This is a genomic window from Corynebacterium sp. MSK019, assembly GCF_030232425.1.
Classification (GTDB): domain Bacteria; phylum Actinomycetota; class Actinomycetes; order Mycobacteriales; family Mycobacteriaceae; genus Corynebacterium; species Corynebacterium jeikeium_D.
In genome coordinates, this window is the sequence record NZ_JASPJT010000013.1 from 13,657 (window position 1) to 38,494 (window position 24,838).

Consider the following 24,838-nt stretch of genomic DNA (forward strand, 5'->3'; position numbering starts at 1 on the left):
AACGAGATGACTGGGTTTCCAAAGTGCGGCCTTTTCTACAGCGCTTAGCATCAATGCGTTATGGAATAACTACAGATGCATAGCGAAATCCACTACTTCAGTGGGCGAACACTTCCGGTGAAGTGCGGACGCTTCTTCTTGCGGTCCCATGCGACGATTTTGACTGCGCGGCCAATGTTGGAGCTGCCATCAGTCAGATCGTGTGCGGCACCCGCGCCGTCACCGGTGTGGGTGAGGGCGACATTGATCGTGGTCGGCAGAACGACTGGTGCCCCGAAGGAAATCTGGAACTCGTATGGCTGACCCGGCAGAACCTGCGCCTCAGCCAGCGCGCGGGAGGCGGTGTACATGCCGTGTGCAATTGCTGCCGGCATACCCAGGGCCTTGGCGGAGACAGAGGTGATGTGAATCGGGTTCCAGTCACCGGAAACCTTGGCCCACTGGCGGCCAGTGTTGCCAGCTAGCTTCCACTGAGCGGTGGGGAAGGGAACCTTGAACTGCTCGCGTTTGATGGTCTCGGCGCCGGACTTGATGGCCTCACGCTGTGCCTGGACCTCTTCGAAGCCCTCGGCATCCTTCAGGCGAACGCCCTTGGCCAGATACACCGACTGCTCCTCGACCAAGGTGGCGCCGGATGTGGACGATGTAACAGTTGACTCCAGAACAACCTCAGTGCCCGAGCGGTGAGCGCGGAATGCGGCAACCTTCACCGCGATATCAACTTTGCCACCGAGTGTGACAGGCGAGATTTCGCGGTAGGTGTTCTCGGTGTGGACCAGGCCCATCATCGGCAGCGGGAAATCATCCGCAGCCATTAGCTCCATCTGGATGGGCATGATTAGGGCGTGGATGTGGCCGAAGAAAGCCTGTTCAGACTTCGGGGCGCCAACGACGTCGCGGAAGTCCTGGTCACGGTCGGCATCGACAGTGACGCCCTTGACCACTAGTTCATCGACCTTGATTTCGGTGGAGTTCGGGCGTTTCTTCGCCGAACCAGCAGCTGCCTTGGCGTAGAGCGGAACCAGATTGGGAATGGCATCCAGGGTCTTAGCCATAAGTTTTCCTCTTTCCTCCTTATCGGGAGCCTATGCGGAAGCCGCGACTTCGCTTAGGCGCCGACGATGTTCTGACCGCAGACGCGCAGGACGTGACCATTGACGCCGAGAGCGCGGTCGGAGACCAGGAAGGCGATTGCCTGGGCGACATCGCCCGGCTGGCCACCCTGCTGCAGCGAGTTCACGCGTCGAGCAACCTGGCGGTTGACGAACGGAATAGCAGCGGTCATGTCGGTCTCGATGAAGCCCGGAGCAACAGCGTTGATGTTGCCGCCGCGCTTAGCAAACTCCTCAGCGTAAGCCTCGACCATTGCGATAACGCCGGCCTTGGAGGTGGCGTAGTTGGTCTGGCCGCGGTTACCTGCGATACCGGAGGTGGAAGCCATGGTGGCAATACGCGGAGCCTTCTCGAAGGCCTTGTGGTTCAGCAGCTGCTCGTTCATCTTCAGCTGAGACTCGATGTTGACGGCGATGACCGAGCCCCACTTGGCGTCGTCCATGTTGGCGAACATCTTGTCGCGGGTGATGCCTGCGTTGTGGATGACGATGTCCAGGCGACCGTAGCGGGCCACAGCGGCATCGGCAATGGCGTTGCCGGCGTCGTCGGCAGTGATGTCCTGCTGCAGAGCCAGGCCACCGAGCTCGTTGGCAACCTTGGACAGAGCCTCGCCCGCCTGTGGAACGTCGATGACGATGACCTCTGCGCCGTCAGCCTTGAGCTGGCGAGCGATAGCGGCACCGATACCACGGGCGGAACCGGTGACAGCGGCAACCTTGCCAGCCAGCGGCTTATCCCAGTCGGACGGGATCTCGCCCGCGTCGGAGGTGACGCGGAGGAACTGGCCGTCGATGAAGGCCGAGCGGCCGGAGAGGAAGAAGTGCAGGGAGGAAATCACGGATGGCGCGGTGACCGAGACCCCCGGAGCAACGAGGATGCCGTTGGCGGTGGAGCCGCCACGAACCTCGTGGCCGAGGGAGCGAATCAGGCCCTCGATACCACCGGCGACAGCGTTCTCAGCGATCTCGGCCGGGGTTGCGTTGTGGTGAGCATCCTTGGCGCGGGAGACGGTGACGATGCGACCACCCTTGTCCAGCTTGCGCATGTGCTTTGCAGCAGCGAGCACTGGGCCCTGCAGCTCTGCCGGACGCTTGGCCTCAGTGGCGACGAGGACAATGGCACCAATCTTGTCGTCAGCGGCGTTGCCACGACGGACCTGCAGACCCCACTCAGCCAGCTGAGCTGCAACTGCGTCTGCATCTGCACCCTCGCCGGTGACGAGCACCTTGTCGTTGTTCAGCAGCGGACCGCCCGGCTTGTGGCGGCGCAGGAACGGTGGCTGCGGCAGGCCAGCGGCCTTAGCCAGTCCAGTGAGCGGACCACCGTTGACGAGTTCCTGGTACTTATCGGTCATGGAAAATTCTCCTTGAAAGTAAAAGTGTCTTTATCGGTGGTGCGCTTTTAGACGCGAGCCTCGAGAACTGCGACAACACCCTGGCCGCCCGCAGCACAAACGGAGATCAGGCCGCGAGTGGTCTTGCCGGTCTCGTCTGCCTTCTGACGCAGCATCTTGGCGAGGGCTGCCACAATGCGGCCGCCGGTAGCGGCGAATGGGTGGCCGGCTGCCAGGGAAGAGCCCTTGACGTTGAGCTTCTCGCGCGGGATGGAGCCCAGCGGGCCTTCCAGTCCAAGCTTGGTGCGGCAGAACTCCTCGTCCTCCCATGCCTTCATGGTGGACAGGACAGTGCCGGCGAAGGCCTCGTGGATCTCGAAGAAATCGAAGTCGTCGAAGGTCCAGCCGTTGCGGGCCAGCAGGCGCGGGGTGGCGTAAGCCGGAGCCATCAGCAGGCCCTCGTCGCCGTGGACGAAGTCGACTGCGGCTGCCTCGGAATCGACGACGTCGGCAAGCACCGGCAGACCGCGCTCAGCGGCCCACTCCGGGGTGGAGACGAGGACGGCGGAGGCGCCGTCGGTAAGCGGAGTGGAGTTACCGGCGGTCATGGTCGGCTCTGCTTCCAGACCGCGGCCGAAGACTGGCTTGAGCTTGGCCAGCTTCTCCGGGGTGGAGTCCGGGCGCATGTTGGTGTCGCGGGAAACGCCCTTGTACGGGGTGACGAGGTCAGTGAAGAAGCCCTCGTCGTAAGCGTTTGCCATGTTCTGGTGGGAAGCGGCGGCGAGCTCGTCCTGCTCGGCGCGGGTAACGCCCCACTTGGCGGTGGTGATGGCCTGGTGCTCGCCCATGGACAGACCAGTGCGCGGCTCGCCGGTCGACGGGGTGTCCGGAGCCAGGTCGGACGGACGAGCCTTCAGGAAGACCTTTGCCATGTCCAGAGTGGACTTCTGGCGGCTGGCCTCCAGCAGGATCTTGCGCAGACGGTCGTTGACAGCAATCGGAGCGTCGGAGGTGGTGTCCACGCCGCCGGCGATAGCGGAGTCAATCTGGCCCAGCTTAATCATGTTGGAGACAGAGTTGAGGGCCTCCATGCCGGTGGCACATGCCATCTGAATGTCGAAAGCCGGGGTGTCCGGCGCCAGTGCGGAGCCGAGGACACATTCACGGGTGAGGTTAAAGTCACGGGAGTGCTTCAGCACGGCGCCGGCGGAGACTGCGCCGAGGCGCTCGCCGCCGATACCGAAGCGGGCGACGAGACCGTCGATTGCAGCGGTCAGCATGTCCTGGTTCGACTCGTTAGCGTATTCCTTATTAGAACGAGCGAACGGAATGCGGTTACCGCCGACAACGACTGCGCGGCGCAGAGAGTTATTGTTGGCCTGAGCTGCCATGTGATTGTTCCCTTCAAAATCCTTGAAGTGTGACGTGAATTACTAAATTTAGACAATACTGGTATCGGTGTTTTCTGTCACGTTTTTAGAAATATTTTTGCCCGGTCATCTACCGAGCGGGGGAGGTGAGGGGTAAACACCGTCGTCCACCTGTGAAAAATTCGATGGGCAGCACTCCGGAATCTCAAAAGTTTTCCCGCTTGACGACGGTAATTGCGTCATTCCCCACTAGTTGGGGTGGTGGCCGGAGGTATCAATAGAGTGCAAAAGCGTATAGGGGTTTAGACTTTATCGCCATGCGACCTGAACTTTCCTCGTATAACCATCTTTCCGCGGGCAAGGTCCGGGAAATCTACGAGATTGACCCTGAGACTCTGCTGCTTGTGGTCAGTGACCGTATTTCTGCCTTCGACCACATTCTGGAGACCCCGATTCCTGACAAGGGTCGAGTGCTCACCGCGATGAGCGTGTTCTTCTTCGATGAGATTGACTTCCCGAACCACATGGCTGGCCCGGCTGACGATGAGCGCATTCCGGAGGAGTGCCTAGGTCGTGCGCTGGTGTGCAAGAAGCTGGACATGCTGCCATTCGAGTGCGTGGCACGTGGCTACCTGACAGGCTCTGGCCTGGTCGAGTACAAGGAAAACGGCACTGTCTGTGGCATTGAGCTGCCAGAGGGCCTCGTCGAGGGCTCCAAGTTGCCGGAACCGATTTTCACCCCGGCCACCAAGGCTGAGCTGGGCGAGCACGACGAGAATGTCTCTTTCGACGCCGTTGTGGAGTCCCTGGGGCAGAAGCGCGCCGAAGAGCTGCGCGATGCCACCCTGCGTATCTACACCCAGGCTGCTGAACTGGCTGCTGAGCGCGGCATCATCCTGGCCGACACCAAGTTCGAGTTCGGTCTCGACTCCGACGGCAATCTGGTGCTGGCCGACGAGGTTCTCACCCCGGACTCCTCCCGCTACTGGCCAGCCGACTCCTACCAGGAGGGTTCGGTTAACCCGAGCTTTGACAAGCAGTACGTCCGAAACTGGCTGACCTGCTCCAAGTCCGGCTGGAAGAAGGACGAGGGCACTCCGCCGCCAGCGCTGCCGGGTAGTGTTGTGGAAGCAACTCGCGAGCGGTACGTCGAGGCCTACGAACGACTGTCGGGCCGCCGCTTCTCGGACTGGATTGGAGAACCTGCGTGAGCGAAGTGACCTTGGACTCGGCATCCGTCGGCAAGCCTGCAAAAAAGGATTTGCCCGCACCCCGTGCACAACGGAAGCCGGTGACTCGGTCCTTCCACGGAAGGGACTTCACCGATAACTTCGAGTGGCTCCGCGATAAGGAAAACTCCGAGGTTATCGACTACCTAGAGGCTGAAAATGCCTATACGGAGGCTTTTACCTCCGATGTTGACGGCACCGCGGACGCGATTTTTAAGGAGATCAAGTCGCGTGTGCAGGAGACCGACATGTCGGTCCCAACTCGCCTTAACGGCTGGTGGTACTACTCGCGCACGCAGGAGGGCAAGTCCTACGGGATGAGCTGTCGCGTGCGTGCGGAGGCCGGTGACGGTCTTGCCGCGTGGACGCCGCCGACCATCGCCGACGATGCCCCAGCACCAGGAGAACAGGTCATCCTGGATGCCAACGAGCTGGCCGAAGGCCACGATTTCTTCGCCCTCGGCGCAGCGAGCGTCTCCGCGGACGGCAATCTGCTGGCCTATTCCACCGACGTCACAGGCGACGAACGCTACACGTTGCGCGTAAAGGATCTGCGCACGGGCGAACTGCTTGACGACGAAATTGCGGGCATCGCCGCAGGTGCTACCTGGGTCGGCTCGGAGTGGATCTTCTATCAGAAGGTCGACGAAGCCTGGCGGCCGGATTCCGTGTGGCGTCACCGTGTGGGCACCTCCACCGAGGACGATGTCTGTGTCTTCCATGAGCCCGATGAGGCCTACTGGGTTGGAGTCGGCACGGTACGCAGCGAAAAGTACCTGATTATTGAGAGCTCCTCGAAGATTACTTCCGAGGTTTGGTACCTGGACGCCAGTGACCCGACCGGTGAGTTCACCTGCGTGCGCCCGCGTGAGGCCGGTGTTGAATACGACATCGATCACGCCGTCATTAGCGGCCGGGATATGTGGCTGATTACACACAATATGACTGGTTCGAACTTCGCACTGGCCATGGTGCCGGCGGGGTCTTTCGACAGCATTTCGGATCTCACTGAGCTGGTTCCGCACCGCGATGACGTCCGCGTTGAGGGCGTCGACTGCTTCGCTGGGCACATCGCGTTTGGTTACCGTCGTGGCGGTATTGGCCGTGTGGCGCTGGCGGTATTGGGTCAGGATGAGGATGGTGCTGGCTCCGCTGGTGATGCCTCTGATACAAGCCATGCTGCTGCTCCAGTGCCAGCGTCCGCTGTGAACTTCGTCGAGCTCGACTTCGACGAAGAGCTCTACTCTGCAGGCACTACCGGCAATGCTGAATGGGACACCCCGGTGTTGCGCTACGCTTACGGCTCCTTCACCACGCCGTCGCAGCTTTGGCAGATTGATATTGCCTCGGGCAAGCGGGTGCTGCTCAAGGAGCAGAAGATTCGCGGGAAGTTTAATCGCGGTGATTACGTCGCCAAGCGTGAATGGGTGAGTGCAGCCGACGGTGCCCAGATTCCGGTATCGATTATCCACCGCGCGGACCTGGACCTGAGCAAGCCGAATCCGACGCTGCTCTACGGCTACGGTTCCTATGAAGCCTCGATGGATCCTGGCTTTTCCATCGCGCGACTGTCGCTGCTGGATCGTGGGATGATTTTTGTCATTGCACACGTCCGCGGTGGTGGCGAAATGGGCCGCGGCTGGTGGGAGAACGGTCGCGCAACCACGAAGAAGAACACATTCACTGACTTCGTCGCCGTCGCTGACTACCTGCTGGATTCTGGGTGGACCACACGCGAGCAGCTGGTAGCACTCGGCGGTTCGGCGGGCGGCATGCTGATGGGCGTGGTCGCGAACATTGCTGGCGATAGGTTCGCGGGCATTCAGGCCGTGGTCCCGTTTGTCGACTGCCTGACATCCATGCTGATGCCAGAGCTGCCGCTGACCGTGGTGGAGTGGGATGAGTGGGGCGATCCCTACCACGACCCGGAGGTCTACGACTACATGGCCTCCTACGCGCCGTACGAGAACATCTCGGCCGATGCGAAGTACCCGAAGATTCTCGCGATTACTAGTTTGAACGACACCCGCGTGCTCTACGTGGAGCCGGCAAAGTGGATCGCCAAGCTGCGCGAGGTTGTCGGAGGTCAGCCGGGGCAGTTCCTGCTCAAGACCGAGATGTCCGCAGGTCATGGTGGTGTTTCCGGTCGTTACGAACGTTGGCGTCAGACTGCCTTCGAGTACGCCTGGATTGTCCACACTGCTGGTGCGGTGGAGTAACGGCATGGATATGCGCACGCTGCTGGCAGCGCAGGGTTTTGACACCGATTCGCTTTCCGACGATCAGTTGGCCGTCTACCACACCCTTTTTCGGCGGCGGGATGTGCGCCGCGAATTCGCCGGAGAAGTGGTGGACAGGGAGCGATTGATGCGCGTGTTGGCGGCGGCCCATGCAGCCCCGTCGGTGGGGCTGTCCCAACCGTGGGACTTTCATATCATTCAGAATCCGGACCGCCTGCGGCAGTTTGCCGACCACGTAGCCGGACGCCGCGCTGAATTCGCGGCCAAGCTCGAAGGCGAGCGGCGTGAGACCTTCAATCCGATTCAGATTGAAGGAATTGTGGACTCGGGAACGGGCATCGTCGTCACCTATGACCCGACCCGTGGCGGCAAGAACATTCTCGGCCGCGACACCGTCGATGACACCGGCCTCATGTCAGTCGCGCTGGCTATTCAGAATCTGTGGCTGGCTGCTACGGCAGAGGGGCTCGGCGTCGGCTGGGTCAGTTTCTACCATGAGGATTTCCTGGCTGACTTTGTCGGTGTCGAGGCACCCGTGCGCCCGGTGGCCTGGCTGTGCATTGGTCCAGTAACGCACCTGGCCGAGGAGCGTGACTTGGAGAAGTTCGGTTGGCGCAAGGGACTGGCGCTCGATGAGGTTGTGCATTGGGGATAATCCGCGCTGCAGACGCGAATTGATGCCCTGCGATGGCGCTTTTTGAACTCTTACTTGAAAGGCTTCTGAGTATTCTCCAAGCCTTGTCCTCTCCGTTACCAAAAATTTACATACGCCTGTTTTTGTTGAATCCATGGCAGGCAGTGGGGTGCAAGAACAGATTCGGACGACCGACCAGGTCATTCGTCCAGCGGGCAAAGAGCTCGTAACTGTTGACGGTGGTGAGGTCGGTTCGCCGCTTTTGGTGTCGGTGTCGGGTTTGCGCGATGGCACATTGCTCGACGTCGCTCGTTTCGTGGCAGCGATGGAACAGCGCGGTATTACACCGTCTCTGCTGGTAGCGCCGCATGCGGGTAAAAACTGGTCGTTGCGGGAAGCTCCGGCGGTGCTGGATTGGCTCCGCCGTCGTAGCGATGACGGCATCGAGATTGTTCTCGCGGGGTTTGATCAGTCAGTTCGAGGCCGGGGCGCGGAATTTGCGTCGTTAAGCGAACATGAAGCGCGTTTGCGCCTGACCGCCGCAACGCGCCAGATGCGTGCGATGGGTTTTGAGACGGACGTCTTTGCACCGCCGAAGTGGACCATGTCGCCAGAGACCATGAACGTGCTGCCGGAGCTGGGCTTCCGTGTGGCAGCGGACCGAAATGGTGTCCGCGACCTGACCACTGGTGCTGTTGATCCGACTCGCGTGCTGGCTATCGGCGAGGGCTTCGGCGGCGCCGGTTGGTGGCGCCGTGCGGTGCGCTCCTCGGTGCAGCGCTCGCTGGAGAAGGGCCGCGCGGTGCGCGTCTCCGTCAACGCTTCGAAACTGCGGGAGCACAAGCTGCGCCAGGATGTTGTCGGCATCATTGACCAGGCGGTCGATGGGGGTGCGCAGCCGGTCAACCACTCTTCGGTGCCGCTGGGCCGCGAGCTCTTTGAAGGCATGGAGCAGGTGGGCTAGTCGCTACCTCTGACGGCTATCGAGGGACTGCCCTAGTGTGGGGTTTATGAGCAATCTCTTCGACATCCCAGTGACCACCATCGACGGTAACGAAGCAACGATGCGCGACTGGGCCGGCCACGTTCTGCTTATCGTCAACACCGCCTCGGAGTGCGGTTTCACAGATCAGTACGACGATCTGCAAGGACTTTTCGACGAACTCGCACCCCGCGGCTTCTTCGTCCTCGGCTTCCCCTGCAACCAGTTCGGTGGGCAAGAGCCCGGCAGTGCCGAGGAAATCAAGCAGTTCTGCCAGCGCGAATTCGGCGTTACCTTCCCGCTCTTCCAAAAGACGGAGGTCAACGGCGATGGCGCGCACCCACTGTACAAGCTGTTGAAGGAAACCCCGGACGCCGACGGCGAGGCTGGGGATGTGAAGTGGAACTTCGAAAAGTTCGTCGTTTCCCCAGAGGGCGAGGTCATCGGCCGTTTCCGCTCTAAGGTCTCGCCTGACGACGACACTCTGCGCGACCTCATCGAGGAAAACTTGCCTATTTAAACTTGGCTATTTGGTGGCGTCCAGCGGTGCTTGCTCGAAGTAGCCCGTGGCACCGTAGCCCACGATGCCACCTCGGTTGCGCAGGGTCATGCTAGCTAGACCGACCTTGCCAAGCTCATCGCCACCGATGGTGACCCAGTCACCCTGAACCGCGACAACCATGTTGGCGTGCACCCCAAGGCCTGCGGGGTAGCGGTAGAAAATGATGTCACCCACCTGAGGAGAGAAGTCCTTGTCGGTGACGAAAGCATCATGTGTCTTGTAGGCATCCATGAGCTGTTCGACATCCGTAACCAGCCATGGGTTCTCGGTTGTGGCAGCCGAATCCTCGGGCGTATCAAAGACCGGAACACCCGCGGACGCGAGCAGGAATGACAAGAATGGCGCAGTCCAGGAACCGGAGCAGTCGACCGTGTTGCCGAATGCGTCAAGGTTTGGATTCAGTTTCGAAGTCTCGTTCGCAGCCGCAGGTGCAGAACCCGGCCTGGTGGCAGCAGCGGCGGCGACGGCATCTGCATCAGCAGTTGGGTCTGCGTCTGAATTCGGGTGTTCGCCGACCTTGGGGATAACGCTGCGGATGTCGTCATCAGTAGCGCCACACGCCAGGCCGAAGTAAACCTCAGGGGAGGGCTGCTCCTCGTACTGATAGCGCGCAACATCCTTCAGAGCCTGCTGATAGTAAGGGCGGTCTGCCTCGGTGCGGGGGAACGTGCCACCACGCCAAGCCAGAACATTGATAGGACCGAAGAGCGTGAACCACCCGGCGAAGAGGAATACCGCCGTCAGTACCAGGATGGACACAGGCGGGATAGCGGCGCGAACACGTTGCAGCATGCTCGGTGAGGATGCGTTCTCCTGGCCGTCGTCAAGCGATGGTGAGGAAGACTCAGACCGTGCTGCATGAGGCTGCTGTGCGGGTACAGGCGCGGGTGAATCGGTGGTCATATCTTCCCAGGATAGTAGGCGGCGCTGCGGTCGTCCTTGGCGAGTGCGTCTGAGCCGTACGTAATGGCCTAGTCTGCGGCTCCTGCTGCAGAAGAGGGCGTGCAGTTAAACTGTGGTTCATGACTTCACCCGACATGCGTAACGAGGCCGAGCACGACCCTCGTGAGGATTTGCCGAGCTTCCTGCGTGAGCCGGACAAAATAGACAAGCTTCTCTATGCAGCGCTGATGCTGGTTGCCGTGTATGGCTTTGCAATCATCCCGTTCCGTGCGGTTTTGCTGCTCAAGTACACGTTCTTGCACACATGGCTGACAGGATCGAATCTGTCGGTGCTGATTCTCGCGTCGGAAAACGAGGACCGGCCGCTCTTCCTCTTCGCTGTTGTAGTGATTGCGGCGCTTTCGACAATCAAGTTCATGCCGTTCTTCTACTGGATGGGCAAGAAGTGGGGCACGGAATTCATCACGATGAGTTTCGGCGGACACCCACCGCGATGGTTTAAGAAGATGGAGAACTTCATCTATGAACGCATCGGGCTGAGTGTGCTGGCATCGTTTGTGCCATTCTCGCCGATTCCGGCCACGATTGTCGTGGCCATCGGTGGTATTGCGAAGGTGCGCGGCTGGGTAGTAGGCGTGTACCTCTTCCTCTGTGCCGCAATGCTCAAGTGCTTCTACCTGTACTTGGGCCTGAAGTTTGGCCCAAGCATCCAGGGCTCCCTGCAGACGATTGACCGGTACGTCACCTACATCACCTTCGCGCTGATTGGCTGGATGTTCCTATCCATCTGGTGGAAAAACAGGAAGCCGGGTAGCCAGGCGGCTTAATCCTGTTCGCGCTCAATCAGCGGCAGCGGGCTGTACTTGTCACGCAATGCCTTCAGTGACAGATCGTGAGCGTGCAGGCGCTTGTCCTCATCCGTCGTCGGCTGGAAGTGCGGTACCGGCTGCGGGTTGAAATCGTCATCAATTGCGACATACGTCATGGTCGAATGCAGTGCCTTGCGCAGGCCGCCGACACCCTTGCGGGGCTCACAGCAGTAGACCTGCACCGACAGGTGCATCGAGGTCGTGCCTGTACGCAGGATGCGTGCGCGCACCTCAACCAGGTCGCCAATGTGGATTGGGCTGTAGAAGCGAATACCACCTGCGTAGACAGAAATGGTCTGGCGCCCTGCCCAGTTGGTGGTAACTGCCGTCGCAGCCTCGTCGATCCACTCCATGGCGGTGCCGCCGTGGACGTTTCCGCCCCAGTTGACATCGGTCGGCTTTGCCAGGAAACGTGTGGTCAGTTCGGGTGCGGAAGAGTCCGCGGAGTAGGTCTGCGCGCGCATGCTGGCTTCGATGTCGCGGCGGAGCTCAAAACGGGAAAGAGCGGCTTTCTCAACGCGCTCTTCTTCCTCTGTTTGCGGCACCCACTTCGGCACCGGAGTCGACTTACCGTTTTCATCCATGGCCACGAAGATCACCAGGCAGTCAGCTGCGCGGGTGAACTTGCCCTCGCGCGGATCAGCCGAGAGCACTTCGTTGACGATGTGCATGGAACTGCGACCGGTATGCGCAATCTTGGAGCGCACCTCGACAATGTGGCCACTGGGAATCGGGCGAGTGAAGTGAATGTGACCGAAGTACGCAGTCACGCAGTAGCGTCCCGACCAGCCGGTCGCGCAGGCGTAAGCGGCCTTGTCAATCCACTGCAACACACGGCCGCCGTGGACAGAATTGGTTCCGGCCATAATGACATCGGTCGGCGATGCCATAAAACGGAGTACAAGAGATGGTGACGCTGGAGCATGCACCTGTTCAGCTTTTTCAGTTGACTGCGTATCCATATATGAAAGCATAACTCTAGGATGAGGTTATGGTATCCAAAATCTCGCCTTTCGACGTTCGCAGCGCTCTTTCCACCGCCGCACCCTGGGCGGCGCAACGGCTTCTCGGCCGCGAGTTGCTGTCTGACCAAGAGGCTGTCCCCTTCATCGGGGCGGATGGGGCGCAGGGGTCGTCGTTAAGGCGTGCGAGCCTTGCCAAAGCGGTGCGTCTGTCCGTGCGGATGCTCGCCCAAGAGGCGCCGGGGCATAGCGTCGAGGTGCGTGTGCCGCCCTTCGTCGCGGTCCAGTGTATTGAGGGGCCCAGGCACACACGCGGTACGCCGCCCAATGTCGTGGAGATGTCGCCGGAGATTTGGCTGGGACTCGCGTGCGGAATGATCACGTTAGAGCAGGTGCAGGCGCACATCGATATGTCGGGCACGCGCGCGGCGGAAATTGGGAATCATCTGCCGGTGGCGCGCATTTCTTAAAGCCCGTGGGGGGGGGATGCTGAATTGGTGCCTAGGCGGGTGGGGCTATTAGTGTGAATGTCGTGGCCGATACCAACATTTCAGGTGCACCAAAGTCCAAACTTTTGCCAATTTCGCCTTACGACGATCTGGGGGAGACATCCCCGCGCGAAGAATGTGGCGTTTTTGGCGTTTGGGCACCTGGCGAAGACGTGTCCAAACTCACCTACTATGGCCTGTTTGCCCTGCAGCATCGCGGCCAGGAAGCCGCCGGTATCGCAGTCGGCGACGGCGACCAAATTCTCGTATTCAAGGATCTCGGGCTTGTTTCCCAGGTTTTTGATGAGCAGACGCTCGACGCCCTGAAGGGGCACGTAGCGGTGGGGCACACGCGCTACACCACCGCTGGCGCTCCTGCGTGGGAGAATGCACAGCCGATGTTCCAGATGGCCTCTGACGGCACGGACATCGCGCTGGGGCACAACGGCAACCTGACCAACCACCTCACGCTGTTCCATGAGGCGGTCGACAAGGGCCTGCTGCGTGAAGAGGGCGAGCTGCCCAGTGACTCCGCAATCATGACCACTTTGCTTGCCGACGAAACCGGCAAGATTGACCACCCCGAAGATTACGGCTGCAGCACCAATGTAGAAGCGGCCGCGATGGCACTGCTGCCGCGTTTGAAGGGTGCTTTCTGTCTTACTTTCACCGATGGCGAGACGCTGTACGCCGCGCGTGACCCATACGGTGTGCGCCCGCTGTGCCTGGGGCGCCTGTCCGGTGGCTGGGTAGTCGCATCCGAGACTTGCGCGCTGGATATCGTCGGTGCATCGTTCGTCCGCGAGATCGAGCCAGGCGAGATGGTGACCATTGATGCTTCTGGTGTGCGTTCGCAGCGTTTTGCCGAGACCGCCCACGCTGGATGCATTTTTGAGTACGTCTACCTGGCGCGCCCGGACTCCAACATCCGTGGTCGCTCCGTCAACGCGGTGCGTCTTGAGCTGGGCCGCCAGTTGGCACGTGAGTTCCCGGCTGACGGTGACCTGGTGATGCCGGTGCCGGAATCCGGTACCCCGGCCGCTGTTGGCTACGCCCAGGAATCGGGCATCCCGTTTGGACAGGGGCTGACCAAAAACGGCTACGTGGGGCGTACCTTCATTCAGCCTTCGCAGACGATTCGTCAGCTGGGCATCCGACTGAAGCTGAACCCGCTGAAGGAAGTTATCGCCGGTAAGCGCTTGGTCGTGGTCGATGATTCCATTGTCCGCGGCAACACCCAGCGTGCCCTGATTCGCATGCTGCGTGAGGCCGGTGCAAAGGAAGTGCACGTGCGCATCGCCGCACCGCCGGTGAAATGGCCGTGCTTCTACGGCATTGACTTCGCCTCTCCGGGCGAGCTGCTGGCCAACGGTGTCGATGAGAATGACATTGTCTCCGGTATCGCAACCGCGATTGGTGCCGACAGCCTGGGATTTGTCTCCATCGATGGCATGGTCGCCGCTTCCGAACAGGCAAAGAGCGAAGTGTGCTGTGCCTGCTTCGATGGCAAGTACCCGCTGGGTCTGCCGGAGGGCAATCCGAATGCGGCAGCGGTTGAGAGGATGCAGGCAGCCCAGGCTGCCAAAGCCGCAACGAGCAATTAGCCTCGAAACCTCCTTAGAATGAACTACGAGAACTGAACCGAGAACGAAGCGCAAGCGGTGCTGTAGATTGCAGCCGTTGCTTTGTTCCCGGTCCGCCAATACTCCCGGATACGGCAGTAACGCCGCCCGGGGGAGAAAGTTTAAAGCGAGAGCCTCTAATGACCGAGAACGTTTCTGGTGCTTCCTACGCTGCAGCCGGTGTCGACATCGAAGCCGGCGACCGCGCCGTTGAACTATTCGCCCCGATTGCCAAGAAGGCCACTCGCCCAGAGGTCCGTGGCGGGCTCGGTGGTTTTGCCGGCCTGTTTGCACTGGGCAACTACGAAAAGCCGCTGCTGGCCGCATCCTCCGATGGTGTGGGAACCAAGTTGGCCGTGGCGCAGGCCGTCGGCAAGCACGACACCATTGGCCTGGACCTGGTCGCCATGGTCGTCGATGACCTGGTTGTGTGCGGCGCCGAGCCGCTGTTCCTGCAGGACTACATTGCAATTGGCAAGGTCGTGCCGGAGCACGTCGCCGAGATCGTTTCCGGCATCGCCGAGGGTTGCGTCCAGGCGGGTTGCGCCCTCCTTGGTGGCGAGACTGCAGAGCACCCGGGTGTGATGGAACCGGGTGAGTACGATGTCTCCGCTACCGGCGTCGGTGTCGTGGAAGAGGACAAGCTTCTCGGCCCGGACCGCGTGCGTGAGGGCGATGTCATTATCGCCATGGAGTCCTCTGGACTTCACTCCAATGGCTACTCGCTGGCTCGCTACGTTCTCCTGGAGAAGGCCGGTCTGGAGCTCGACGGATACGTCGAAGACTTCGGACGTACCCTCGGTGAGGAGCTGCTGGAGCCAACCAAGATCTATGCGAAGGACTGCCTGGCTCTCATGAACGAGGCAGAGGTTCGCACTTTCTGCCACGTCACCGGTGGTGGATTGGCTGGCAACATGGTCCGCATCATGCCGGAAGGCCTGACCGCTGACATGAGCCGCGCAACATGGACCCCGGGCCCGATCTTCAAGACCATTGCTGAGCTCGGCAACGTCTCCCGCGAGGAGATGGAGAAGACCTTCAACATGGGTGTTGGCATGGTTGCGATTGTTTCTGCAGAGGATCGCGATCGTGCACTGGCTCTGCTGACTGCCCGCCACATCAACGCTTGGGAGCTGGGTACTGTCCGCAAGAGCGAGGCTGGCGAGGACGGGGCTGTTTTGCGCGGCAGCCACCCGCGCTTCTAAGCGTCGGCCGGCCGTCGGTTTACTGCGACGGGCGGCCGGGGACTGGGCCGGCTGGTCTGCCGTGGAGGGCGGCCTACTGATGCGACGGGGCGGTCTAGATTCTGGGTTGCACAACGGAGATCCCAGAAAACCACGGGCTGCAAATGTGAAACTGTATGAGTTTATGACACTTTCGAGCCGTTTTTCGGGCGATTTTTGTCATAAACGCAGTCAGTAACTCGGATTGATTCGCCGCGGCCGAACATAATCGGCCGAGCATAAACGCAGTCGACGAAGCAAAAGCAAGCACCCACCAACGGAATCGTTGGTGGGTGCTTGCTTTATTGAAATAGAAACGCTTTGCGGAAAATACGACAGCGGTTAGCTTGCGCTAGCTGTCGCGACCAGCGCCTGAGGCCCATTCCTCCCAGTCAGAGTAATAGTCGTCTCGATCGGACTCGTTCGACTTGCCGACGAGTTCCCGCTGCAGACGTTCCAAATCCATTTCTGGTGAATCGTACTTGAGCTGCCGGGCAACCTTCGCCTGCTTTGCTTTCGCACGGCCGCGACCCATGGCCTGACCCCCTTGTGTAATCCGTGGGACGGCACGGGGATACGGCCGACCCACTTATGTCTTATTGCGTTAATTCCTGTAAGACACCATAGCTGATTTTTAGACGAAGGGGTTACGCGGGGAGGCCCATAGTGGGTCGTGTCCTCGCGCTCAGGCAACTCAATATGCGTAGTGACCTGGGGAAATGTCCTTTCTGAAAAAGAATGGAAAAAGTTATTTTTTCACCACTCTGTCTGGTGGCTTTACCTATTTCCTGTTACCTATTTCCCACGCAGGCGGTTGATGGCCACACGGCCCGGCGGCAGCTGCTCAACGCGGTCGATGGAGGAAGGGTCGACGGCCACGGCGCAGTCACCCACCACAAGGCCCTCGCGCTCCTGAGCTGAGCGTTTAAGCAGCGCCAATGCAATCGGGCCGTAATCGGCATGTTGCACGACGGTGCCCACGCGGCCCACGGCGCGCTTGCCCATCATCACTGGATCGCCGGTTTCCGGCAGCGTGGCCGAGCCGTCGAGCTGCAGCATCACCAAAACTCGTGGGGAGCGACCAACATTGTGGACACGTGATACCGTCTCTTGGCCGCGATAGCAGCCCTTGTCCAAGTGCACGGCAGCCGTGTCGAATTCAGAAGCAATCCAGCGGGGAGCCTCATGCGGAATCATCTTCTCGTCTACGTCGATTCCCAGCTCGGGCCGCAAGGAGACTACGCGTTCGGCCTCCCAGCCCATCAGGCCGACTGGGGAGGCGCCAGCGGCCACCAGCGCGTCCCAAGCACCGACTAAATCCTGTCGGCGTACGAGCACATCCACACGCCCGCCGCGTGGCCACGGCAGGTGCCGGACGTAGGAATGTCCCACAGTCGTAGCTTTACCCACCTGCGGGAATGCGAGACCAGCGGCTACCAGGACCTCAGGGGCATTCGGCCCCATGACGGAAATAATCGCCCTTTCTACCTCAGCAATTTCCACCTTGGACCAGAACACCATCATGTTCAGGTACTTCAACAGGGAGTCGAAGCCGGCAGGGGGCACGTCGATAAGCACGGAATCGTCCAAAACAGTCAACGTCATGTGATGGAGAACGTGACCGTTTGCATCCAGGTTCAGTGCTTCAGTGACAGTGCCGGGAGCGGCTTCGTCGACCTTCTGCGAAAAAAGTGTGTTGAGGTAGGTCAGGCGATCCTCGCCAGTGACCTCAATAACGCGGTAGTACGAGCGATCTACTACGCCGCAGTCCTCCTGCAGGTGACGTTGCTCTACCAGCGGACGGCCGTAGTGCCATGCCACGCTAGCTTGCCCTGTGGTTTGCTCAACGTTTTTCGCTGAGTTTCCGTCTGGGGCGTTCTCTGAGGCCTTCTCCAAACCTTCCATCTGTCCGCCCAGTTCGAGGGCAGCGGCGCCAGCCACGTGAGACATCAAAGGACTTACATACTCAACACTCACTCCCTCATGTTAACCAGAAATCCTCAAATTAAGCATGGATTAAGCTTGTGTGTATGACGGATTCGCTTTCTTCTCTAGTGCTTATCGACGTCTTCGCAGACGGCGGCCCGGTTGCTGTCGAGGCAGGACAGCCGTTCCTCTACGCGGATGATCTCGGAGCTATTCGCGGCGACGGAGTTTTTGAAACACTCCTGGTCAGGGGTGGTCATACCTGTAATACTGACCGGCACGAGAAGCGATTCGCATCGTCAGCGCTAATGCTGGATTTGCCAACCCCAGATCTGCAGCAGTGGCGGGCGGCTACCGAGGTCGCACTACAGGAGTTGCGCGATAGGTCAATTGAGGGGGATGCGACGTTGCGGTGGGTGTACTCGCGTGGTCGTGAGTCCACCGGAGAGCCGACTGGCTACGTTTTGGCTAGCTCCGCGGAAAAGGTGGCGGAAAACCGTCTGAAGCCGGTATCGGTCATGCTTGCAGAGCGCGGTTTCTCGCTCGACCTTGGCTCCCGTGCACCGTGGGCGCTCATCGGCGCGAAAACGTTGTCATACGCAGCTAATATGGCCGCTTTGCGCTATGCCAAGTCCAAGGGTTTTGACGATGTCATCTTCACGTCCGCAGAGGGCAAGCTCTTGGAAGGCCCAACATCGACCATCATCGTTCAGCGCGGCAATGAACTGCTGACTCCCAACCCCGGTGAAGGAGTGCTGCCGGGCACAACTCAGGCAGCGCTGTTTGAAACAGCCGCCAACTGCGGCTGGAAAGTCACCCCGACGGTCCTGGTGCCCGGGGACCTATTCACCGCCGATGCGGTATGGCTGGTGTCTTCGGTGCGTATCGCGGTCGTGGTTAAGTCCATCGATGGTGAGCCCATCCGGCAGCCGGATGCAATCGCGGAAAAGGAATTCCGCGACCTGTGTGACAAGGCGCTGGCGACGCAGTAGGACCCCAAATAGTAGGGCTTGATGCAGTTGGGCGACGCAGTAAGGCCACACAACGCCCGTCGTAAAGCGGGGAGAACCTAGCCCGCGTAGCGCTTGAGCTGCGCGGACATGCGGGGAGCGAATTCCTCATCCCGCAGGCGCTCGTCCACCCACCCGAGATCGTTGTTCGGCATCAGACCGTAGAGGCGCTTGCCCGGGCCAAGGGATGCAGGACCGGTAGCAGTGACCATTGTGGAGGCTGCCTGCAGTTCCCATGCACGCTCGGAAACCGGCTTGCCGTAGTAGATCTCAGTGACGCCGGTGGAGTGGACGCAGATGAACTCAATCTCGTCCTCGTTGTTAATGCGCCAAAATCCTGTTTCGCGCTGGTCAGGGCCGGTCGGCTTGCCTTCTTCGTCCAGCTTCCAGATGCGCGACTCATACTTCAGGTAGTTCTCGCCATCGTGGCTGAAAATGAGCTGCTGGCCGAAGTTGTACTCGCCGTCGACGACAGTGTTCGCCTGCCCCTCACCGCGCCACACGCCGACCAGCGGCAGTAGTGCCAGCAGGCCGTCGTGAATATTCGGGCCGAAGCGCAGGTTAGCGGTCTCGTCGGGGATCGGGAGCCCCTCAAGCTCAGTGATGTTGCGCGTAGCGGTGCTCTTGGCCTGTTCGGCCGCGCGGTTGATGGCCTCGTTGCCGTCGAGGCGAGGGGCTTCCGCAGCTGCAGGCTCCTGTGCAGCGGCGTCTGTCTGGTTGCTGCCATTCTTCTCGGTCATGCTTCACACTCTACCGCTGAAGCTCTTGTGGCCATGTATGGGCTGTTGTCGCATGGTGCTAACGCTGCACCGACGCTTAACGGCGATGCTTGACGACGGCCTTAGCGACGCACCCGACAGTTCTTCTCCGGCAGCTTCTCCGTGGATTGAGCTGACGCCTCGGCATCCTGCTGGGATGTCGGCGGCATGAAGTTTGTTGGCGACACGGTGCACAGAATCTGTTCGCCTTCGATGGTGATAGAACCGCCCGACACGTACACGCGAGTCGCCGGCATGCCCATCGGTATCTCTGAATCCCGCAGCGTCAGAGCGAAGGTGTCCATGATGTGCTGCGTATCAGCCTCAGACAGCTCAGGTTTGATGTGGCTTTTAGAATCCGTTGGGGACGAGGGCGCAGAAATAATCTCCATCGGCGTAATGACCACGTCGCGGCTGACAATGCGCAACTTCGCCGTAACCTGGGTTTTTCCCTGCCATCCGGCTGGCGTGGCCTCGAAGATAGCCTCGGTCTCCCAGCCGCCGGTGGGGGAGGAGTCCTTCAGGCTCTGGATACTCAAGTCTGTCAGTCCCAGCTTGTTTCCCAGAGAGACACCGTCGAGCGAGAGCTTAGTGAAGTACTGCTTCGTCGGCGATTCTGGGAAATTACCGCTGAGCACCGCCGATGCCGGGACCTTAACGTTGGAGGCTCCGTACTCCAGAGATACCAAGCCGAAGTCGGGCACCTCGACATCGCGGATGCGCGAGGTTACGGAGCTCCATTTTCCCGTAACAAAAGAGGACAAGTAGGCCTTGCCACCAATGGCGACGTATGGGGTCATCTCCAGCTGAGCAGTCTCCTGAATATGCTCGGAGAGCTTGTACTCCGCATGGCTGGCGAAGCCCATGTCGGTGGCAATCACCAGCGCGGCAACGGCGAGGATAGAGCCACCGATCTTCTTCTGTCGTCGGGAAATGGACACACTCTATTAGTACCCCATCGCTTTTGGCTCAGACGACATCGGGGAAGTGTTGAATTCGCTGCTGTGTATAGGGTGGGGCGTATGAACGTAACCGAACTGCTTGACGTAGACACCACCGCCGCCGATACGCTACTGCAGCACGCCCACTCCGCCGACGGCGTGGAGGCGTTCGGCGAGGCTTTCGTCCGAGGGCTTGACGACGAATCTTTCGGGCATCGACACTTTGCGATTATTGAGAACGACCGTTACTTGGGCCTGGCCGCCGTTGCGCCGGATGCTGTGGAGATGGTTGTTGACCCGGAGTTTCGTAAGCAAGGAGTGGGGGCGAAGCTGCTTGCGCACATCGATGCTGAGGTCGGCGAGCGCCTGCCTGTCTGGGCTCACGGTGATGTCGCCGGTGCCAGTCGTTTGGCAGAGTTGACGGGACGCAAGGTCATCCGCGAGCTGTTGCAGATGTCCATTTCGAGCTCAGCGTTGGAGAAGGCTGCGGGGGCCGTCGATAAGCGCGATGATGTTGAAGCGCTAACCCTGACTGCGGCACGCGCGAAGTGGGGTGAGGCGGCCGTGGATCGGGTGTGGTTGGCTGTGAATAATGAGGCGTTTGACTGGCATCCGGAGCAGGGCGGTTGGTCGCAGCCACAACTCGATCGCGCTCGGAACGTGCAGTGGTTCGACCCGGAGGGCGTGTTCTTTGCTGCGGATGTGGCCGGGGCGCGCGACAGTGCGGAGGAGATTTGCGGTTTCCACTGGACGAAGTGGCATGCCGAGGAGTCTGTGCCAACTGGCGAGGTGTATGTGATTGGACTGAGCTCGAAGGCACGCGGACGTGGTCTCGGACGATGGCTGACCAACGTTGGGCTTTCCTATCTCCGAAACCGGGGAGCGGAAAAGGTAATTCTCTATGTCGAAGGCGACAATGCGCCGGCAGTGCGCACGTACCGTGCGGTCGGTTTCGAGGTGGCCCGCCGTGATGTGATGTACGGCGCGTAGATGCGACGGTTCGGTTTATTGGGGGAGTTATTGAAGGCGAGCTAGGGGGGGGCGAGCTTAGCTTTATCTCAGTTTTAGGTGGTTTTCCTCTGGCGCGGGGGCAATGATTCTTGTGTTTTTGAGGAGATGCTGTCCAATCCTCAGTGTTTCAGGGGCGCATTTTAGGGCCTCTTACAGGGAAAATGAGGATAAATAAAGAATTACTTGCGCCGTTCACCAATTGTTAATGTTCTGAACAGGTTCCGGTTACTATCGGTAGATAGGTTCAGCGCAGTGGACCGGAGTGTGGCGGTTCCACGTGAACTGTTTCACTCATTGTGTAAAACCCCGGAGGATTTACTGTGCTGAAGAAGAACCGTGCGGCATCCGTCATTGGCCTGGCCGCTGTTGCAAGCCTTACCCTGGCTGCTTGTGCTGAAGGGCCAACGCTGCAGGGCGAGGGCGCTACCTCGCAGCAGCGTGCAATGGACCTGTTCGCCACCAAGTTTGAAGAGGCCGGCTCGACCCTGTCGTACAACGCATCTGGCTCTGGTTCCGGTCAAACTCAGTTCATTGCCGGCACCGTTGCTTTCGCTGGCTCCGACTCTCCGCTGAAGGAGAAGGACGGCAAGGACCAGGTTGCAGAGGCTAAGAAGCGCTGCGATGGTAACGATGCATGGCACCTGCCGATGGTTATCGGTCCGGTTGCCGTTGCCTACAACCTCGAGGGCGTTGATGTCACTCTGACTCCGGCTCTGGTTGCTGAAATCTTCGACGGCAAGATCACCAAGTGGAACGACCCGAAGATTGCTGAGGTCAACAAGGACGCGAAGCTGCCGGAGAAGGACATCAAGGTTGTCTACCGCTCTGAGGAGTCCGGTACTACTGATAACTTCATGAAGTTCCTGAGCGCAGCTGCTCCGGAGCAGTGGAAGCACGAGGCTTCCAAGTCCTTCCCGACTGCTACTGGACAGGGCGCTAACGGCTCGGCTGGTGTTGTCGACGAGGTTTCCAACATCGACGGTGCTATCACCTACGTTGAGGCTGGTTTCGCTAAGGACAAGGACCTGGGCATTGCCAAGATGGACTTTGGTCATGGCCCGGTTGAGCTGAACAACGACACCGTCGGTAAGGCTCTGGATTCCGTCACGTTCAAGACTGAGGGTCACGACATGGTTGTTGACACCGACGCTCTGTTCGCAATGGATGAGAATGGCGCTTACCCGCTGATTCTGACCACCTACGAAATCGTCTGCTCCGCTGGTTACGACGAGGAGACTCGTGACCTGGTTAAGAGCTTCCTGAAGGTTGTTCTGGAAGAGGGCCAGGGCCCAGAGCTCGAAGAGCGGGGTTACATCCCGGTTCAGGGTGAGTTCAAGGACAAGTTGTCCGCAGCGGTTGACGCTATCAAGTAATTCGTTGCGCGCAACGCGGGTGAAAGCAGAGTTGGCTCTGTTGTTACCCGATTGGCGCGAGGATTACTTCAGCCGGCCACGCAGATTTGAGCTGTAGGCCGAAAACCTGACGTAGACCGGTTGGCTTTATATATCGACACCTCAGTTGATTGGGTACCGCTCGTAGAGGGGTACTGAGGCCAATCGGTCTTCATGTGCGTTGAAGCACAAATCACTTCTACTTAGGAAATGAGATCATGAGTTCCTCGACTCCCATTGAAGGGAAGCAGGAGGCTGTAGACAGCAGTCTGTTGCAGTCCTCAGCACCGCAGGTGGATTCCTCCGGCGACGAGAGCTCGGAAGAGCAAGCCATTCAGTCCGGCGTTGTTCGTCCTGGTGACCGAATCTTCAAGATTCTGGCGGTAGGATCTTCCGCATTGGTGACTGCTGCCATCATCGCAATTGCAGTGTTCCTGCTCCTGCGCGCAGTTCCGGCAATGTCCCGTAACGAAGCGAACTTCTTCACCTACACCGAACGATGGAACCTGGCGGATACCTCCGCCATGTACTTCGGTATTCCGAACATGTTTCTGGTGACCGTCGCGGTTTCCATCCTGGCGCTGATTCTGGCGATGCCGGTTGCGCTGGGTATTGCCATCTTCCTGACTGCCTATGCTCCAAAGAAGATGGTCAAGCCGCTGGGCTACCTCGTGGATTTGCTGGCCGCAGTGCCGTCGATTGTTTACGGTCTGTGGGGTTTTATGGCTCTCGGTCCGGCATTGGCCGGTCTGTACGGGTGGTTGGCTAAGACACTGGGCTTTATCCCGATGTTTGCCCTGTACCCAAACTCGCCGGCCTTCGAGACTGGTCGAAACCTCTTCACCGGTGGCATTGTGCTGGCAATTATGATTCTGCCGGTTATCGCGGCTACCACCCGCGAGGTCTTTGTTCAGACCCCGCGTGGTCACATTGAGGCATCGCTGGCTCTCGGTGCGACCCGTTGGGAGATGGTCAAGCTGGCCATTCTGCCATTCGGTCGTTCTGGCTTTATCTCCGGCTCGATGCTGGGTCTGGGACGTGCCCTCGGTGAGACGATGGCTCTGTACCTCGTAATCTCTCCGTCTTCGGCATTCCGTGGTTCGCTTTTCGACGGCGGTACCACCTTCGCAACCGCAATTGCCAATGCGGCACCGGAGTTCAATGACAACCTCAAGGCCGGCGCATACATGTCCGCAGGTTTGGTGCTGTTCTTGCTGACCTTCGTGGTCAACTCCGCAGCCCGAATCATTGCGAAGAAGTAGCAAGGTCGTAGGAAAAGAAACGAGAAGTAACAATGACTAGTTCAACTACTGATTCTTCGCCTCACGGCCCCGCAGACATGGTCCCCACCACGGAGTCGGCATTCACCCAGATTAAGGGTTCCCGCAAGGTAGCGGACAACGTCTCCACGGTCCTCATTTACTTCTGCATGGCTCTTGCCCTGATCCCGCTGGTGTGGGTTCTCTTTGAGCTTGTCGTCCGAGGTACCCCGTCACTGCTGAGTGGTGAGTGGTGGACTGCTTCCCAGCGCGGTGTCACCCTTGGTGCATCTGCCGGTGGTGTTGCTCACGCAATCGTCGGTACCTTGGTTCAGGCTCTGGTCACAACTCTCATGACCGTGCCATTCGGTATCTTCGTCGCTATCTACTTGGTCGAGTACGCAGGTAACTCCCGCTTGGGCAAGGTCACCACCTTCATGGTCGACATCCTCTCCGGTGTGCCGTCGATTGTTGCGTCGCTGTTCATCTACTCGATGTGGGTGGTCATGTTCGGCATGAGCCGCTCCGGTTTCGCCGTGTCGCTGGCACTGGTTCTGCTGATGCTGCCAATCGTTGTCCGCAACACCGAGGAAATGCTGCGTATCGTTCCGCACGAGTTGCGTGAAGCCTCTTACGCTCTGGGTGTTCCGAAGTGGAAGACCATTTTGAAGATCGTGCTTCCGACCGCACTGTCGGGCATCGTCACCGGCATCATGCTGGCCGTCGCCCGCGTCATGGGTGAGTCCGCACCGATGCTGATCCTGGTTGCAACCTCGCGAATCATTACCTACAACCCGTTCGGCCAGTCGCAGTCCTCGCTGCCACTGTTCATGCTGGACATGTACAAGGCCGGTAATACCGGTGCGGCATTCGACAAGATGTGGGGCGCAGCGCTCACGCTGGTTCTCATCATTGCCCTCATCAATATCCTGGCGCGCGTCGTATCCGCCAAGTTCTCCGTCAAGAGCAGTTAATGCTGGGCGCCTAACGTCCGCTATTTCAAGGAAGGTTT

At 59.6% G+C, this 24,838-nt stretch carries 23 protein-coding genes; 14 read left to right on the plus strand and 9 right to left on the minus strand.

The features are described from left to right. Positions 1 to 92 precede the first annotated feature (92 nt). The 3 genes from QP982_RS09320 to QP982_RS09330 are packed head-to-tail and all read right to left on the minus strand — an operon-like array spanning position 93 to position 3,837. Positions 93 to 1,055 carry a MaoC/PaaZ C-terminal domain-containing protein gene (locus tag QP982_RS09320; RefSeq protein ID WP_048732091.1) on the minus strand — a complete coding sequence of 321 codons (963 nt, stop codon included), beginning with the start codon at positions 1,053 to 1,055 and terminating at the stop codon, positions 93 to 95. A 53-nt stretch (positions 1,056 to 1,108) separates the two neighbouring features. Beyond that, a complete protein-coding gene (locus QP982_RS09325) occupies positions 1,109 to 2,467 on the minus strand; it encodes a 3-oxoacyl-ACP reductase (RefSeq protein ID WP_049173074.1) in 1,359 nt (452 codons plus the stop codon). 47 nt (positions 2,468 to 2,514) lie between these two features. Beyond that, a complete protein-coding gene (locus QP982_RS09330; protein ID WP_016421400.1) occupies positions 2,515 to 3,837 on the minus strand; it encodes an acetyl-CoA C-acetyltransferase in 1,323 nt (440 codons plus the stop codon). A 296-nt stretch (positions 3,838 to 4,133) separates the two neighbouring features. Here QP982_RS09330 and QP982_RS09335 point away from each other — a divergent pair, with 296 nt between their 5' ends. The 5 genes from QP982_RS09335 to QP982_RS09355 all read left to right on the plus strand — a co-directional run bounded on the left by QP982_RS09335 (position 4,134) and on the right by QP982_RS09355 (position 9,421). Further along, entirely contained in the window at positions 4,134 to 5,027 is an 894-nt protein-coding gene (locus QP982_RS09335; RefSeq protein WP_016421399.1) for a phosphoribosylaminoimidazolesuccinocarboxamide synthase, read from the plus strand. Between the two features lie 5 nt (positions 5,028 to 5,032). Next, positions 5,033 to 7,264: a S9 family peptidase gene (locus tag QP982_RS09340; protein WP_502870642.1), complete on the plus strand. Its 2,232-nt coding sequence runs from the start codon at positions 5,033 to 5,035 to the stop codon at positions 7,262 to 7,264. 4 nt (positions 7,265 to 7,268) lie between these two features. Further along, positions 7,269 to 7,940 carry a 5,6-dimethylbenzimidazole synthase gene (bluB, locus tag QP982_RS09345; RefSeq protein ID WP_284870462.1) on the plus strand — a complete coding sequence of 224 codons (672 nt, stop codon included), beginning with the start codon at positions 7,269 to 7,271 and terminating at the stop codon, positions 7,938 to 7,940. Between the two features lie 133 nt (positions 7,941 to 8,073). Next, positions 8,074 to 8,883, plus strand: a complete 810-nt coding sequence (locus QP982_RS09350) for a polysaccharide deacetylase family protein (protein ID WP_222867650.1) — start codon at positions 8,074 to 8,076, stop codon at positions 8,881 to 8,883. Between the two features lie 46 nt (positions 8,884 to 8,929). Next, complete coding sequence (locus QP982_RS09355; RefSeq protein ID WP_049190229.1) at positions 8,930 to 9,421, plus strand: glutathione peroxidase; 492 nt, start codon at positions 8,930 to 8,932, stop codon at positions 9,419 to 9,421. 6 nt (positions 9,422 to 9,427) lie between these two features. Here the strand turns inward: QP982_RS09355 and QP982_RS09360 are convergent, their stop codons facing one another. Next, positions 9,428 to 10,366 (minus strand): hypothetical protein, encoded by a 939-nt coding sequence (locus tag QP982_RS09360; RefSeq protein ID WP_239272507.1) that lies wholly within the window; start codon positions 10,364 to 10,366, stop codon positions 9,428 to 9,430. Positions 10,367 to 10,485: 119 nt separating this feature from the next. On the opposite strand from QP982_RS09360, the gene QP982_RS09365 reads away from it, so the two are divergent. Then, positions 10,486 to 11,193 (plus strand): hypothetical protein, encoded by a 708-nt coding sequence (locus QP982_RS09365; protein ID WP_049190233.1) that lies wholly within the window; start codon positions 10,486 to 10,488, stop codon positions 11,191 to 11,193. On the opposite strand, the gene QP982_RS09370 is transcribed toward QP982_RS09365, so the two are convergent. After that, the gene (locus tag QP982_RS09370; protein WP_016421392.1) at positions 11,190 to 12,197 is read right to left on the minus strand and encodes an acyl-CoA thioesterase; all 1,008 of its coding nucleotides are present in this window, start codon (positions 12,195 to 12,197) and stop codon (positions 11,190 to 11,192) included. The genes QP982_RS09365 and QP982_RS09370 overlap by 4 nt on opposite strands. A 29-nt stretch (positions 12,198 to 12,226) precedes the next feature. Here QP982_RS09370 and QP982_RS09375 point away from each other — a divergent pair, with 29 nt between their 5' ends. From QP982_RS09375 to purM, 3 genes are all read left to right on the plus strand, one after another. Further along, on the plus strand, positions 12,227 to 12,667 hold the full coding sequence (locus QP982_RS09375; protein WP_049190234.1) for a sterol carrier family protein: 441 nt from the start codon (positions 12,227 to 12,229) through the stop codon (positions 12,665 to 12,667). Positions 12,668 to 12,720: 53 nt separating this feature from the next. Then, positions 12,721 to 14,289: an amidophosphoribosyltransferase gene (gene purF / locus QP982_RS09380; RefSeq protein WP_049190235.1), complete on the plus strand. Its 1,569-nt coding sequence runs from the start codon at positions 12,721 to 12,723 to the stop codon at positions 14,287 to 14,289. 158 nt (positions 14,290 to 14,447) lie between these two features. Continuing rightward, on the plus strand, positions 14,448 to 15,512 hold the full coding sequence (gene purM, locus QP982_RS09385; protein ID WP_016421389.1) for a phosphoribosylformylglycinamidine cyclo-ligase: 1,065 nt from the start codon (positions 14,448 to 14,450) through the stop codon (positions 15,510 to 15,512). A 370-nt stretch (positions 15,513 to 15,882) separates the two neighbouring features. Here purM and QP982_RS09390 read toward each other — a convergent pair whose 3' ends face one another. After that, a complete protein-coding gene (locus tag QP982_RS09390) occupies positions 15,883 to 16,065 on the minus strand; it encodes a DUF3073 domain-containing protein (RefSeq protein ID WP_005511943.1) in 183 nt (60 codons plus the stop codon). Between the two features lie 260 nt (positions 16,066 to 16,325). Beyond that, positions 16,326 to 17,480 (minus strand): CAF17-like 4Fe-4S cluster assembly/insertion protein YgfZ, encoded by a 1,155-nt coding sequence (gene ygfZ, locus QP982_RS09395; RefSeq protein ID WP_049193816.1) that lies wholly within the window; start codon positions 17,478 to 17,480, stop codon positions 16,326 to 16,328. An 80-nt stretch (positions 17,481 to 17,560) separates the two neighbouring features. Between ygfZ and QP982_RS09400 the strand changes: the two genes are divergently transcribed. Beyond that, on the plus strand, positions 17,561 to 18,448 hold the full coding sequence (locus QP982_RS09400; protein WP_069359331.1) for an aminodeoxychorismate lyase: 888 nt from the start codon (positions 17,561 to 17,563) through the stop codon (positions 18,446 to 18,448). A 77-nt stretch (positions 18,449 to 18,525) separates the two neighbouring features. Here the strand turns inward: QP982_RS09400 and QP982_RS09405 are convergent, their stop codons facing one another. Further along, the gene (locus QP982_RS09405; protein WP_016421386.1) at positions 18,526 to 19,206 is read right to left on the minus strand and encodes a heme-binding beta-barrel domain-containing protein; all 681 of its coding nucleotides are present in this window, start codon (positions 19,204 to 19,206) and stop codon (positions 18,526 to 18,528) included. A gap of 101 nt (positions 19,207 to 19,307) precedes the next feature. Beyond that, positions 19,308 to 20,165 carry an LmeA family phospholipid-binding protein gene (locus QP982_RS09410; protein ID WP_016421385.1) on the minus strand — a complete coding sequence of 286 codons (858 nt, stop codon included), beginning with the start codon at positions 20,163 to 20,165 and terminating at the stop codon, positions 19,308 to 19,310. 81 nt (positions 20,166 to 20,246) lie between these two features. Here QP982_RS09410 and mshD point away from each other — a divergent pair, with 81 nt between their 5' ends. From mshD to pstA, 4 genes are all read left to right on the plus strand, one after another. Then, positions 20,247 to 21,155: a mycothiol synthase gene (mshD, locus tag QP982_RS09415; RefSeq protein ID WP_070603970.1), complete on the plus strand. Its 909-nt coding sequence runs from the start codon at positions 20,247 to 20,249 to the stop codon at positions 21,153 to 21,155. A 341-nt stretch (positions 21,156 to 21,496) separates the two neighbouring features. Further along, a complete protein-coding gene (gene pstS / locus QP982_RS09420) occupies positions 21,497 to 22,549 on the plus strand; it encodes a phosphate ABC transporter substrate-binding protein PstS (protein WP_049193813.1) in 1,053 nt (350 codons plus the stop codon). Between the two features lie 236 nt (positions 22,550 to 22,785). Beyond that, positions 22,786 to 23,829, plus strand: coding sequence for a phosphate ABC transporter permease subunit PstC (gene pstC / locus QP982_RS09425; protein WP_049181149.1), 1,044 nt, complete (start codon positions 22,786 to 22,788; stop codon positions 23,827 to 23,829). Between the two features lie 77 nt (positions 23,830 to 23,906). Beyond that, positions 23,907 to 24,800, plus strand: coding sequence for a phosphate ABC transporter permease PstA (gene pstA / locus QP982_RS09430; protein ID WP_070605402.1), 894 nt, complete (start codon positions 23,907 to 23,909; stop codon positions 24,798 to 24,800). The last annotated feature ends 38 nt before the right edge of the window (positions 24,801 to 24,838 follow it).